Origin of the sequence: Pseudonocardia terrae, assembly GCF_021343995.1 — a bacterium.
In the GTDB taxonomy this organism is placed as follows: Bacteria; Actinomycetota; Actinomycetes; order Mycobacteriales; family Pseudonocardiaceae; genus Pseudonocardia; species Pseudonocardia terrae.
On the sequence record NZ_JAJTTE010000097.1, the window covers coordinates 1 to 13240 of the forward strand.

The window sequence follows — 13240 nt, forward strand, 5'->3', positions numbered from 1 at the left end:
CTCTGCAGCGGCCTCGCCGGCGGTGCTCTCGGCCGGATCCTTCGTTAACGTGGTCGCCGCGGAGCCGGTGGGCACCCGCTCCAGGTCCACCCCGTCGTCGTAGACCAGCGCGGAGACGTGCACCGGCGAGCCCTGCTCCACCTTCAGCTCCGAGTGCGCACCGCACCCGAACTCGACGGAGACGACCGCGCCGTCGGCCGGCGAGTACTCGTTGGCGCACGCCCCGAAGCCGCCGCGCAGCGACCCGGCGAGCGGGGTGAAGAACCCGCAGGTCCCGCAGACCTCGGTGACGGCGCGGGCCAGCTCGGAACGGGGGCCGCGGGCGTCGCGCCAGCGGTCGGCGGCCTCCAGCCGCCCCTCGCGGCTGAGCACGCGGGTACGCCCGAGCCCCACCTCGACGGCGACCTCCTCGACGGCCGGGTCGTCCGACGCCACGTAGGCGGGCACGAGCCGGGAGTCGTCCGGGTCGGTCGGCAGCAGGTCGCCCGGTCCGAGGTCGCCGGGGCGGACCCGCTCCTGCCACGGCAGCCAGGCGGGCGCGACCAGCGCGTCCCCACCCGGGAGCAGCACGACCTCGCTCACGGTCACCGGCCCGTCCGCGACGGCGGCGAGCGTGACCGACCAGCGCCAGCCGCGGTACCCCGCGAGGTCGGCGGCGAAGTGGTGGCTCACCGAGGCCTCGTCCTCGACCACGAACCCGAGGTGCTCGCCGACGGCGACCGCCCCGGCGTGCTCGCCGATGTCGGCCGAGGCCTCCTCGACGGCGGCGGCACGGGCGCGCTCCACGGCCCCGGCCAGCGGGCCGGGCGCCGCGGGGGCGTCCGCGGGGCTGGTCTCGGGGTCGATCCCGGTGATCGCGCTCATCGGGACGATTGTGCCACCCGGGCCCGGCCTGCCGGAGCGCCGTCCCGGCACCCTGCGGCAGGATCTCGGGCGATGCGCCGGGTGCTGCTGGGTCTGGTCGCCGCGGTGGTCGCCGTGACGACCGGTGCTGCGGCCTGCGCCGCTGCGGCCCCGTCCGACCCGCTCACGTCCGCACCGGCCGTCCGGCCCGTGGTGCTCGGCGAGGAGCCGCACGACCCGACCGCGTTCACCCAGGGCCTGGAGCTCTCCCCCGACGACCCCGGCACGCTCTACGAGGGCACCGGGCTGGTCGGCCGGTCCGAGCTCCGCGAGCTCGACGCCGCCACCGGCGCCGTCCGCCGTGCCGTCCCGCTGCCCGACGGCCTGTTCGGCGAGGGGATCACGGTCGTCGGGTCGTCGATCTGGCAACTGACCTGGCAGAACGGGGTGGCCCTGGAGTGGGACCGGGCCACCTTCACGCTCCGCCGGGAGGTCCCGATCGCGGGCGAGGGCTGGGGCCTGTGCGCCGAGCCGGGCCGTCTCGTGCGGTCCGACGGCACCGAGCGTCTGCGCTTCCAGGACCCCGGAACCTTCGCCGAGACCGGCTCGGTCGCGGTCACGCTCGACGGCGCCCCCGTGCCGGACCTCAACGAGCTGGAGTGCGTCGACGGCGCGGTGTGGGCGAACGTGTGGCGCACCGACCGGATCGTCCGCATCGACCCCACGACGGGCGCGGTGACCGCCGTCGTCGACGCGTCCGGGCTGCTCGACCCCGCCCGCCGCGCGAACACGGACGTGCTCAACGGCATCGCCCATCTGAGCGGCGACGAGTACCTCCTCACGGGCAAGCTCTGGCCCGCCGCCTTCCGGGTCCGGCTACCCGGGTGACGCGTGACGTGATCACCGGACCGGACGCCCGCGCGGGACCGGTCCGGCGGGCAGAATGAGGGCATGGCGCGCGATCATCGGACCGGTCGGCGGGGCGGTCGCGCGCGACGCTGGGCGACCGCCGACGGCACCCCGTACCAGCGGCCCGAGCCGGAGGCCGCGGCGGAGGACGCGCCCGGGACGGCGCAGTCGGAGCTCCCGCCGTACGTTCCGACGGTCCGCCGCCGCTACCCGTGGCACGACGACCCGGACTACGACCCCGCCGAGTACCGCCGCGAGCCGGAGGCCAACCGGTTCGCCGAGTGGATCGAGCGGGCCCCGGCCGGGGAGCCGGACGAACCCGCACCACCTCCTGTCGCGCGGACCGCGGCGACCGGCGGGCCCGGAGAGACCGCAGAGACCGGGGAGCCGGGGCGGACCGGGGAGACCAGGAAGCCCGGGCAGACCGGGCAGAACGAAGAGCCCCGGACCGGCCCGACCGAGCAGCGGACGCACCCGCGGATGCCCAAGAAGCTCACGGTCACCCGGGTCGCCGCCCTGCGCAGCCGCCAGCTCACCGGTGCCGTGGTGAACACCTTCCGCCGCGCGGCGACGGCCGACGGCGCGGACCGCTCCGGCCTCACCTCGCTGACCTACGCCTCGATGATGGACTACGCGGTCGACGCCGCCGTGGCCGTCGCGCTGGCGAACACCCTCTTCTTCGCCGCGGCCACCGCGGAGAGCAAGACCAACGTCGCGCTCTACCTGCTGATCACCGTCGCGCCGTTCGCCGTGGTCGCCCCGGTGATCGGACCGCTGCTCGACCGGCTCCAACGCGGGCGGCGCGCGGCACTGGCGGTGGCCATGCTCGGCCGGGCGGTGCTCGCCGTGGTCATGGCGCTGAACTACGACAACTGGGTCCTCTACCCCGCCGCGCTCGGGGCGATGGTGCTCAGCAAGTCGTTCACCGTGCTCAAGGCCGCGGTGACCCCGCGGGTGCTGCCCGAGGGCATCACCCTGGCCACCACGAACTCCCGGCTGACCACGTTCGGCCTGCTCGCCGGGGCGGTGTTCGGCGGCATCGCCAGCGGCGTGGCCTACCTGTCCGGCTCGCCGGGGGCGCTCTACTACACCGCCGCGCTCGGCGTGGTGGGTGCGCTGCTGTGCAGCCGCATCCCGCGCTGGGTGGAGGTGACCGCGGGCGAGGTGCCGGCCCGGCTGCGCAGCACGCGCCGGTCCCGCCGCCGCCCGGTGGGCCGCTCGGTCGTGGTCGCGCTGTGGGGCAACGGCGCCGCCCGCGTCGTCACCGGTTTCCTCACGCTGTTCGTGGCGTTCGTCGTCAAGCAGCAGGCGCAGGGCGACGCCGCTCAGCAGCTCTACCTGATCGGCATCGTCGGCGCGGCGGCCGGCGCCGGGTCCTTCCTCGGCAACGGCGTGGGCTCGCGGATCCACTTCGGGCGCGCCGAGGCGATGGTGATCGGCTGCGTGACGGGCGCGTGCGCCGCCGCCGCGGCGGCCGCCGTGCTCCCCGGCATCCTCACCGCCGCGATCGTCGGCCTGGTCGCCGCGACGGGCAGCGCGCTGGCCAAGGTCTGCCTCGACGCGGTGATCCAGCGCGACCTGCCCGAGGAGTCCCGGGCGTCGGCCTTCGGCCGCTCCGAGACCGTGCTCCAGCTGGCCTGGGTGTTCGGCGGTGCGCTCGGCGTGCTGCTGCCGCACAGCGGGTTCCGGCTCGGCTTCGGGGTGGTGGCCGCGGTCGTCGCGGTCCTCGGCATCCAGACGGCGCTCGTGTGGCGGGGCCGGACGCTGGTCCCGGGCCTGGGCCTGCGCGAGCCGCTGCCGGAGCGGCGGCCCGCCCCGTCGGAGGCCGCGTCGGGGGCTCCGTAGGCTGGGGGCGTGTCCCGGACCCGCCGGAGCCTGCTCGCCGCCCTCGCCCTGACCGCCACCCTCGCGTCGGCCGGGTGCGGGAGCGACGCGAAACCGCAGGTCACCTGGACGGCCGGGCAGGCCACGCAGACGATCGGGCCCGCGCAGTACTGCGACGTCAAGATGAAGAACTGCAGCAACGACGACGCCGCCCAGGCCCGGCTCGCCGTCCCGGCCGGTACACCCCTCGAGGTGTCCGTGCCCGAGGAGATCTCCGACGCGCCGTGGTCGGTCGTCTTCTCCTACACCGGCCCGGACGGGCAGCGCACGGATGGACGGAGCCCTGTCTTCGCCCCGAAGGCGCAGACCAGCTACACGCTGACGCTTCCCGACGCGGGCGATGTGCTCGGCACCGCCCAGGTGCAGCTGCTCGGCGCGGCGCCGGTGGCCAACCCGGACACCGGTGAGCTGGACTACCCCGCCCGCGCGACCTGGGTGCTCGTCGCCCAGCACTGAGCCGGGCGCCGCCCATCTCTCACCCGTTCGACCCCTCTGATCGCCTCCGCCCGGCCCTTTGGGAGGCCGAACGTCTGGTTCGCGCGACCGAACGGCGCCACTCGCCAGAAGGGTCGTAACAGAGTGCACTTACCGCCCGATGGGGATCCTGAGGGCTGAACCGGTTGAAACTGCCCATATCGGTCAGCCGCCGACAGCGACCCGGGGGGATTCGTGGCCGCGACAACGCGAGCAGTAGTGGTGGGTGGAGCCGGTTTCATCGGCTCGTCGATCGTGGAGCGCCTGGCGTCGGGGGGCGCCGAGGTCCTCGTCGTCGACGACCTGAGCCGGGGCAGCCTGGAGAACCTGAAGGGCCCGGGCGCGGGCGCCGAGCTGGCCGAGATCGACATCCGGGACGCCGACGCGCTGCACCGACGCCTCGCCGCCTTCGCCCCCGACGTCGTGTTCCACCTGGCCGCCCAGATCGACGTGCGCGCCTCGATGGCCGACCCGGCCGAGGACGCCTGGCGCAACGTCGTCGGCTCGGTCAACGTCTTCGCCGCCGCCCACGCGGCGGGGGCCCGGCGGGTGGTCAACACCTCGACCGGCGGCGCGATCTACGGCCCGGACGCGCCCGTGCCGACGCCCGAGACCGCCCCGACCGAGCCGCTCTCGGCCTACGGGCTCAGCAAGCGGAGCGTCGAGACCTACGCCGACTGGTTCCGCCGGGCCAAGGGACTCGACGTGGTCACCCTGCGGTACGGCAACGTCTACGGCGAGCGCCAGGACCCGCAGGGCGACGCCGGCGTGATCGCGATCTTCTGCGACGCCGTGCTCGCCGGCCGGCGCCCGACGGTCTTCGGCGACGGCGCGCAGACCCGCGACTTCGTCTACGTCGGCGACGTGGCCCGGGCCAACCTGGCCGCGGCCGAGGCCGAGGGCCCGCTGCAGCCGGTCTACAACGTCGGCACCGGACGCGAGGTGAGCATCCGCGAGCTGATCGCGGCCGTCGTCCGCGCCGCGGGTGCGGACCCCGCGCTCGCCGAGCCGGTCCTCGCCCCCGCCCGCGCGGGCGAGGTGCAGCGCAGCTGCCTCGACGTCCGGGAGGCCCGGCGGGACCTCGGCCTGCCGGAGCCGACCGCCCTCGAGGAGGGCCTGCGCCGCACGCTCGACTGGATGCGGAGTCGGTAACCGGTGTTCCTCGCACACACGCGGCGGCCGTTCGGCCTCGCCGCCTCCGTCGTGCTGCTCGTGACCGCGCTGCTGCTCGCGGGCCCCGCCCCGGCGTCCGCCCGGCCGCCCTCGACCGGCGCCCGGATCGACCTGCAGGTCCTCGTCGTCACGGACGGGTCGCGGGAGGTCGAGGCCTTCCACGACGCGCTCGACACCACCGGCGTGCCGGTGCAGGTCGTCGACCTGGCCGATCCCGCGCGTCCCCGGATCGACGCGGCCTTCCTGGCCGATCGGGTCGACGGCCGGGCGCGCGCCAAGTTCCAGGGCGTCGTGCTGCCCGGCCCGGCGCCGAAGGAGCTGTCCGCGGCGGAGCTCGCCGCGCTGCACGCCTTCGAGCGCCGCTTCGACGTCCGGCAGATCTCCGCGCTCGCGCCGGGCGGGCCCGCCGCCGGCACGGACGAGCCGGCGTTCCGCGGCGCGCTCGACGGCCTGTCCGGCCGGATCGGCGCCGACGCCCTCGGCGCCGAGTTCGGCTACGCCCGCGGCCCCGTCCCGTTCGAGGACCCGAGCCCCGACCCGGACAGCTGGGCCGAGGCCGCCCGGCCGCTGCCGGGCCTCCGGCCGCTGGTCACCGTCGACGTGCCCGGTGCCGCGCGGGGACTCACCGTCGCGGGCGTCCGCAGCGACCGCGGCCGCGAGGAGCTGGTGCTGACGGTCGGCTACCGGTCCGAGGCGTCGCAGTTCCAGGTGCTCGCGCCGGGCATGATCCGCTGGCTGACCCGCGGCGTGCACCTGGGCCTGGAGCGCGCCTGGTTCGCCGTGCACATCGACGACGTCCTGCTGCCCAACGCCCGGTGGGTCCCCGAGGCGAACTGCACCGCCGGTTCGGACTGCCCGCCGGAGGTCGGCCCGCGCCCGCTCATCCGGATGACCGCCGACGACGTGGCCTTCGCCGTGGACTGGCAGCGCCGCAAGGGCTTCCGCATGGACCTGGCCTACAACGGCAGTGGCAGCGTCGCGGCCGCGCCGGGAGCCGCCGACCCGCTCACCGAGGCCCTCGTCGCCGCCAAGGGCGAGTTCGGCTGGATCAACCACACCTGGTCGCACCTCTACCTCGGCTGCGTCCGGGACTTCTCGGTCACGCCGTGGCAATGCGACGAGGTGCCGCTGCTGGGCTGGACCCGGCACGTCGGCGAGCGCGCCATCGCCGACGAGATCCGGCTCAACATCGACTTCGCCCGACGGCACGGGCTGCCGATCGACGAGGCCGAGCTGGTCACCGGCGAGCACGGCGGGCTCGCGAAGCCGCCACGAATGCCGGAGGACAACCCCAACCTCGCCGATGCGCTCGACGACACCGGCATCCTCACCCTGGCCTCCGACGCCTCGTCGGAGGCGGAGCAGCGGATGGTCGGCGGCGCGAACACGGTGCCGCGGCACCCGATCAACCTGGACTTCAACACGGCCACCGAGGCCGAGACCGTCGACCAGTACAACGTCATCTCCACCTCCCTGGCCGACGGCGGCGACGGCACCTGCGAGGCCGACGGCAGCTGCATCGCGCCGGCCGACCCGGTCACCGGGTTCCGGGACGTCGTGGTGGCCGCCGAGGCCGACCTCGCGCTGCGGCACGTCATGGCCAACGACCCGCGCCCGCACTACGTCCACCAGCCGCAGCTCACCGAGGACCGCACCATCTACCCGATCCTCGAGCGGGTCCTCGGCGGCTACCGCGCGCTGTTCACCGAGGACCGGCCGCTGCTGGTCCCGACCATGACCGCGACCCGGGACGTGCTGAACGGCCGCGCGGCCTTCGCCCGCGCCGTCGGCGAGGGCCGCGTCGACGCCTACGTGGTCGACGGCGTCGTGACCGTCTCCACGGACGGCCACGTGGACGTCCCCCTGACCGCCCCGCCCGGCACCGGCCTCGACGGTGCCGGCGAGTTCGGCGAGGCCTACGGCACCGTCCGCTCCGGCTGGTTCGCCGCGGACGGCCCCCGGACCCTCACCCTGCCCACCACCAGCGAGGAACAGCGATGAAGGTCTCCCTCGTCACCGAAGGCACCTACCCGATCCAGCCCGGCGGCGTGAGCGGGTGGTGCGAGCAGTTGATCCGCGGCCTGCCCGAGGTCTCGTTCGAGGTCGTCGCGCTGTCCGGGTCCGGCCGCGAGCCCGCCGTCTTCACCGTGCCGGACAACGTGACGGCGGTGCAGCGGATCGGCCTGTGGGCGCCGCCGCCGCGCGCCCGGCGGGTGCCCCGCGCGGTCGGGTCGCGCTTCGCGATCGCCTACGAGGAGCTGCTCGAGGCGATGCTGGGCGACGGCCCGCACTCCGCGGCCGGCTTCGAGTCCGCCGTGCGCGCCCTGCACGCCCTCGCCGCGGACACGCCGCTGGTCCCGCTGCTGCGCGGGCAGCGCGCCGTCGACCTGTTCGTCGACGTCTGGGCGCGGCACCGGGCCGGGGCCGACGACGAGCTCTCGGTCGGCGACGCCCTGGCCGTCACCGAGCTGATGGAGCACTTTCTGCGCCCGCTGGGCATGCCGGTCCTGGAGACCGACCTCGTGCACGCCACGGCCAACGGGCCGGGCGCGCTGATGGGGCTGCTCGCGAAGTGGGCGCACGGCACCCCGGTGCTGCTCTCCGAGCACGGCGTCTACCTGCGGGAACGCATGCTGGCGATCCGCCGCAGCGGGGACTCCCGGGCCGCCCGGGCCGCCCAGATCCGGTTCTTCCTGCGGCTCACCGAGCTCTGCTACCGGCACGCCGACCTCGTCGCCCCGGTCTCCGGCTTCAACGGCCGCTGGGCCCGCCGGGGCGGCGCGGCGCCGGAGCGGGTCCGCACGATGCACAACGGCGTGGATCCGGCGGCGCTGCCGCTGCTCACCGAGGAGCCCGCCGAGCCGACGGTCGCGTTCGTCGGCCGGATCGACCCGCTCAAGGACATCGAGCTGCTGGTCACGGCGTTCGCGCAGGTCCGGCGGGCGATCCCGGCGGCGCGGCTGCGGCTGTTCGGCGGCGTCCCGGCCGGCAACGAGGACTACGCGCGGCGCTGCCAGGCCCGGGTCGCCGAGCTCGGGCTCGGGGACGCGGTGACGTTCGAGGGTCCGATCTCGCCGGTGACCGAGGCGTTCCGGCGCGGGCACCTCGTGGTGCTGTCCAGCAAGTCCGAGGGGCTGCCGCTCACGATCATCGAGGCGGCCATGTCCGGGCGCGCCACGGTGGCGACGGACGTCGGCGGGATGGCCGAGGCGGTCGGCGACGGCGGCCTGGTCGTCCCGGCCGGCGACGCCCCCGCCTTCGCCGCCGCGTGCATCCGGCTGCTGCGCAACCACGAGCTCCGCCACGAGCTCGCCGGCCGCGGCCGCCGGCGCGCGCTCGAGCTGTTCACCCTGGAGCGGTTCGCGGAGAACTTCCGGTCCGTCTACGTCTCGCTGGCCCGGCGCCGCCCGCTGCCGGTCCACGTCGGCGCGCCGAGCGTGGAGCTGCCCGTGCCGGCCGGGGCCCTCGCGCCCGCGGTGTCGGTGCGGGCCGCCGTGCGGCTCTCGGGGCCGCCCGCGCCCGTCAAGCCCGCCTCCCCCGTCAAGCCCGCCTCGCCCGTCAAGGCGGCCGGGAGGGAGCCGGTGGAGGTGCCGACCTCGCGGATCACCGCGGTCGCGGCCGCCGGAGAGGAGGAGCCCGTGGAGGTTCCCACCTCGCTGATCACGACCGTTGCCGAGGCGGAGGCCCTCGACCCGCCGACCTCCCGGCTCGTGCGGGTCCCGGAGCCGCTCGACCCGCCGACGTCGCGGCTCACCCCGGTCGCGCCGCGGAGCCGGATCCCGGCCCAGGCACCGCGCCCGGCGCGGAGGCCGCGCGGACCGGTGCGGCCGCCGGCGCCTCGCCCCTCGGAGGAGCGGGTGCGGGTGGGTGAGGCCGGATGAGCCGCACGCCCTTCGTCCCCGGCCCGCGTCGCCCCGCGCTCTCGCCCGAGCTCGCCGACGCCGCGACCAGCTCGACCCACCCCGCCGAGGTCGCCGTGACCCTGGAGAGCGTCGGGATCAACGACCGGGTCGCCCGGGAGCGCTACGGCGCCCGGGACGTCTTCGCCCTCGCCGGGTACGCCGGCGCCGCCACCGCGGACCGCCCCCGCAGCGAGCCGGAGGCGGACCCGCCGCCCGCCGGGCTGCCGCACCGCCCCGGCGCGAGCCCCTGGTTCCACATCCGGGGCCTGCTGTACGCGATCCCCGCGCTCGTGGCGCTGTCGCTGCTGCCGGCGGGCGACCACGTGGAGTCCGGGCTGCTGATCGGCGGCCTCGCGCTGAGCTGGGCGCTCGGGTACGGCGTCACCTACGTCGCCTGGTCCTACCTGGGCGCGCTCGACGTGCCCGCCGCCCACCGCTTCCTCCGCCGCGCGATCGCCGGGGGCGCCGCGGCGGCCACGGTGGTCGCCGTCGTCGCCGTGTTCGGGTCGCTGGTCTGGACGATGACCATGCAGGTCACGCTCGGGACGGTGGCGCTGCTCGTCGGGCAGACGGTCTACCTGCTCTCCGCCGCCACCCTGCTGATGACCGGCAACGAGGCGCGGCTGCTGATCGCGCTCGTGCCGGCGGGGGTCGGCGCGCTGCTCAACGCCGTCGACGGTGAGATCGCGGCGCCGATCGCCGGCCCGAGCGAACCCGGCCGGGGCTGGGAGCTCGGCTGGCTGGCCGCCACCGTGCTCCTGGCCCTGGTGTTCGCGGTGCTGGCCACCCGCCGGGCCGCGCGGCCGAAGCAGCCGCTGCCGCGCACCACCTACCTCACCGCGGTGCTGCAGGTGGCGTACGGCCTGATGGTCGCGGTGCTGGTGCTGTACCCGGCGCTGTTCGAGCTCGCGGTCAGCAACTACGACTCGCTGCCGCTCTCGGTCACCCTCGCCGCGCTGCCGCTGGTGCTCGGCATGGGCGTGGCGGAGACGCTGCTGCACGACCACCGGGCCGCGGCCGTGCGGCTGCTCGCCGGGTCCCGGACCACCGCGGAGTTCGCCGGCCGGATGCGCAGGGCCATGCTGCGCGCCCACCTGCAGTTCACGGCGGCGCTCGCGGCGATCACCGTGGCGCTGGGCGGGCTGAGCGCGGCCCTGTTCGACCTCGAGGACATCCGCTACGTCGTCCTCGGCGTGGTCTACCTGGTCCTGGGCGCGGCGGTCTTCTCCGGGATGGTCCTCACCCTGCTCGGCCGGATCGAGACGGTGCTGCGGACGACCGGCACGGCGGTGGTGGCGCTGCTCGCCTTCCAGTTCGTGGCCGACCACGACGTCGCCGACGTCACCGCGATCGTCTGGCAGGGCGCCGTCGCCACGGTCCTGCTGGTCGTCCACGCCGTCCTGGTCCGGCGGCACGCCGGCACGCCGGTGCACCACCGATGAACGACGGCGTTCCGGCGTACTTCCACCCCGACCGGGAGGCCGCGGACTGGACGGCCCTCGTGGCGGCGGCGCGGGCCGGCGCCGTCGGGATCGTCGTGATCAACCCGGCGTCCGGCGTCGGCAGCGGCACGGACCCGGCCTACCGGCGCGCCCGCGCCGCGCTCGCCGACATCCCCGGGCTGGTCGTGGCGGGGTACGTCGACACCGCGTACGGGGCCCGGCCGGCGGCCGAGATCCTCGCCGAGGCCTGCGCCTACGGGGAGCGGTACGGCGTCCGCGGCGTCTTCGCCGACCAGGTGCCGTCGGGCCGCGAGCACCTGCCCGCGTACGCCGCGCTCGCGGCGGACCTGCGCGCGGCCGGCCTCGGGCCGCTGCTGCTCAACCCCGGGGTGCGCCCGGACGAGGGGTATCTGGGAATCGCGGACGTCGTCGTCACCTTCGAGGGGTCCTGGGACACCTATCGCGCGCAGCGGCCGGTCGAGACCGGGGACCACCGGGCGAGGACCTGGCACCTGGTGCACGGCACACCCACAGGGATGATCGAGGCCACCCGTTCGTGGATGCTCCAGGCCGGCGCCGACCACGCGTACGTCACCGACCGTAGGCTCCCGAACCCGTGGGCCGGATTGCCGCATTCGTCCGGGTCGGCGGTCGTGGCGTGAACCCACGCGGCGGAGAAGGGGCGGTGCTGGTGCGGATGCTGCGCAGGGTCGCGGGCGTCGCCGCCTCGATCGCGGTGTCCGCGGCGTGCTCGATCGGCGCGGAGCCCACCTCGGAGGCGCAGCCCGGGTCCGAGGCGGCGACGAGCGGCGACACCCGCTGGCAGTACCAGCTGCAGGGCGCCGTCGACACCTCCGTGCCGGCCAGGACGTTCGTCGTCGACCTCTTCGACACCCCGGAGTCCGTCGTCGAGGAGCTGAAGGCGCGCGGGCGGACGGTGATCTGCTACGTCAACGTCGGGGCGTCGGAGGACTGGCGGGCCGACTCCGCGGCGCTACCCGCCGAGGTGCGCGGCACCGAGCTCGACGACTGGCCGGGCGAGTTCTGGTACGACGTCCGTCGCACCGACCTGCTCGAACCGTTCCTCGCGAGCCGCTTCGACCTGTGCCGGGAGAAGGGGTTCGACGGCGTCGAGGCCGACAACGTCGACGGCTGGACCAACGACTCGGGCTTCGACCTGACCGGCGGGGACCAGCTGGCCTACAACCGGCTCGTCGCCCGGCTCGCCCACGAACGGTCGCTGACGATCGGCCTGAAGAACGACCTCGACCAGGTGGCCGAGCTGGAGCCGGACTTCGACTTCGCCGTCAACGAGCAGTGCGCCCAGTACGACGAGTGCGCCAAGCTCGAACCGTTCGTCCGGGCCGGCAAGCCGGTCCTGCACGTGGAGTACGGCCTGGGCACGTCGGCCTTCTGCGCGCGGACCACGGGCCTTGGCTTCGAGTCCATCCGCAAGCCCCGCGACCTCACGGCGGCCCGCGAACCCTGCCCCTAGCGGCCCTGTCGCCGGGAGACCTGTCCCTGGCGCCGAACGTCTGTTAAGCAGACGTCATGTACACCCTCTACGCGTTCTGGTCGGCACCGCAGCCGCAGGACGAGACGGCCTTCGAGGAGTACTACGCGGCCACCCACGTGCCGCGCGCCTCCGCCGTCCCCCACCTGTCCTCGATCGTCACCACGCGCACCGCGGACGGGCTGGAGGGCGGCGAGCCCGCCACCTACCGCATCGCGATCATGAGCTTCCCGGACAAGGCGGCGTACGAGGAGAGCACCAAGTCCCCGGAGTGGGCCGCGATGCGGCAGTGCGCGGGCGACATCATCGAGCGGTTCGGGGTGAGCCTGACCGTGTCGCTCGGCGAGCCCGTGGAGGGCACGCCGGGCTGAGCGCCCCGTGCGCGGCGGGTGGTGCTCCGGCACCACCTGGCCGCGCACGGCCGTCACCCGGTGTTCAGCCGCTCAGCCGGCTCAGCCGCCTCAGCCGGCTCAGCCGTCCAGGTCCCGGGCCACCGCCCGCACCACCTCGGCCGCGAGCTTGCACGTCTTGCGGTCGGGGTAGCGGCCGCGGCGCAGGTCGGGCTGGACCCGCGAGTCCAGCAGCTTGATCATGTCCTCGATGAGGCCGTGCAGCTCCTCGGCCGGGCGACGCTTGGCCTCGACGACCGAGTGCTGCGACTCGACCACGCGCACGGACAGCGCCTGCGGGCCACGCCTGCCCTCGGCCATGCCGAACTCGACCCGCTGCCCGGCCTTGAGCGCGTCGACGCCCGCGGGCAACGAGGCCTTCCGGACGTAGACGTCCTCGCCCCCGTCCTGGGAGAGGAACCCGAAGCCCTTCTCGGCGTCGTACCACTTGACCCTGCCGGTCGGCACCCTGCTCACCCGTTCCTCGTTCGGTACCGCACAGTCCCGCCGTACGCCCCGCGCACGACGAACGCGCCCCGGGTTCCCTGGTCCGCCGCACACGGGTGGTGGGCTCGCCGAGCGACACCGGGACGCGCTACGTCACAGCCTAGTCGCGCGGACGGTGCTGCGCACCGTCGTTCTGCGCCCCGCCTCAGGCGTTGCGGACGGCGGCGGCCTCGCCGAGGTCGAGGATGTCCACGGACTTCTCCC

Annotated in this window: 12 protein-coding genes; 10 read left to right on the forward strand and 2 right to left on the reverse strand. The window is 75.3% G+C overall.

Features of this window, described 5'->3' with window-relative positions; genetic code table 11:
• Nucleotides 1-864 (reverse strand): DUF3027 domain-containing protein (locus LWC33_RS33385; RefSeq protein ID WP_233308707.1); only part of this gene is annotated, 864 nt, incomplete at its 3' end.
• A 72-nt stretch (nt 865-936) separates the two neighbouring features.
• Here LWC33_RS33385 and LWC33_RS33390 point away from each other — a divergent pair.
• The 10 genes from LWC33_RS33390 (at nt 937) to LWC33_RS33435 (ending at nt 12511) form a co-directional block, all read left to right on the forward strand.
• Nucleotides 937-1731 carry a glutaminyl-peptide cyclotransferase gene (locus tag LWC33_RS33390; RefSeq protein ID WP_233308708.1) on the forward strand — a complete coding sequence of 265 codons (795 nt, stop codon included), beginning with the start codon at nt 937-939 and terminating at the stop codon, nt 1729-1731.
• A 63-nt stretch (nt 1732-1794) separates the two neighbouring features.
• Entirely contained in the window at nt 1795-3597 is a 1803-nt protein-coding gene (locus LWC33_RS33395; RefSeq protein ID WP_233308709.1) for an MFS transporter, read from the forward strand.
• A gap of 9 nt (nt 3598-3606) precedes the next feature.
• Nucleotides 3607-4092 carry a DUF2771 family protein gene (locus tag LWC33_RS33400; protein WP_233308710.1) on the forward strand — a complete coding sequence of 162 codons (486 nt, stop codon included), beginning with the start codon at nt 3607-3609 and terminating at the stop codon, nt 4090-4092.
• A 240-nt stretch (nt 4093-4332) separates the two neighbouring features.
• Nucleotides 4333-5262: an NAD-dependent epimerase/dehydratase family protein gene (locus tag LWC33_RS33405; RefSeq protein ID WP_233308711.1), complete on the forward strand. Its 930-nt coding sequence runs from the start codon at nt 4333-4335 to the stop codon at nt 5260-5262.
• A 3-nt stretch (nt 5263-5265) separates the two neighbouring features.
• On the forward strand, nt 5266-7284 hold the full coding sequence (locus LWC33_RS33410) for a hypothetical protein (RefSeq protein ID WP_233308712.1): 2019 nt from the start codon (nt 5266-5268) through the stop codon (nt 7282-7284).
• Nucleotides 7281-9164, forward strand: coding sequence for a GT4 family glycosyltransferase PelF (gene pelF / locus LWC33_RS33415; RefSeq protein WP_233308713.1), 1884 nt, complete (start codon nt 7281-7283; stop codon nt 9162-9164). The genes LWC33_RS33410 and pelF overlap by 4 nt, the downstream gene beginning before the upstream one ends.
• Complete coding sequence (locus LWC33_RS33420) at nt 9161-10627, forward strand: hypothetical protein (RefSeq protein ID WP_233308714.1); 1467 nt, start codon at nt 9161-9163, stop codon at nt 10625-10627. Before pelF ends, LWC33_RS33420 begins: the two co-directional genes overlap by 4 nt.
• Complete coding sequence (locus tag LWC33_RS33425; protein ID WP_233308715.1) at nt 10624-11289, forward strand: spherulation-specific family 4 protein; 666 nt, start codon at nt 10624-10626, stop codon at nt 11287-11289. Before LWC33_RS33420 ends, LWC33_RS33425 begins: the two co-directional genes overlap by 4 nt.
• Nucleotides 11290-11312: 23 nt before the next feature.
• Nucleotides 11313-12122 carry an endo alpha-1,4 polygalactosaminidase gene (locus tag LWC33_RS33430; protein ID WP_233308716.1) on the forward strand — a complete coding sequence of 270 codons (810 nt, stop codon included), beginning with the start codon at nt 11313-11315 and terminating at the stop codon, nt 12120-12122.
• A 56-nt stretch (nt 12123-12178) separates the two neighbouring features.
• On the forward strand, nt 12179-12511 hold the full coding sequence (locus LWC33_RS33435; RefSeq protein WP_233308717.1) for an EthD family reductase: 333 nt from the start codon (nt 12179-12181) through the stop codon (nt 12509-12511).
• Nucleotides 12512-12610: 99 nt separating this feature from the next.
• Here the strand turns inward: LWC33_RS33435 and LWC33_RS33440 are convergent, their stop codons facing one another.
• Nucleotides 12611-12997 (reverse strand): cold-shock protein, encoded by a 387-nt coding sequence (locus LWC33_RS33440; protein ID WP_233308718.1) that lies wholly within the window; start codon nt 12995-12997, stop codon nt 12611-12613.
• Nucleotides 12998-13240: the final 243 nt, after the last annotated feature.

Excerpts from the sequence above, each read along its gene's own strand:
- LWC33_RS33395 (WP_233308709.1), top strand. The coding sequence starts at position 1,795 with ATGGCGCGCGATCATCGGACCGGTCGGCGGGGCGGTCGCGCGCGACGC.
- LWC33_RS33420 (WP_233308714.1), top strand. The coding sequence starts at position 9,161 with ATGAGCCGCACGCCCTTCGTCCCCGGCCCGCGTCGCCCCGCGCTCTCG.
- pelF (WP_233308713.1), top strand. The coding sequence starts at position 7,281 with ATGAAGGTCTCCCTCGTCACCGAAGGCACCTACCCGATCCAGCCCGGC.
- LWC33_RS33435 (WP_233308717.1), top strand. The coding sequence starts at position 12,179 with ATGTACACCCTCTACGCGTTCTGGTCGGCACCGCAGCCGCAGGACGAG.
- LWC33_RS33390 (WP_233308708.1), top strand. The coding sequence starts at position 937 with ATGCGCCGGGTGCTGCTGGGTCTGGTCGCCGCGGTGGTCGCCGTGACG.
- LWC33_RS33425 (WP_233308715.1), top strand. The coding sequence starts at position 10,624 with ATGAACGACGGCGTTCCGGCGTACTTCCACCCCGACCGGGAGGCCGCG.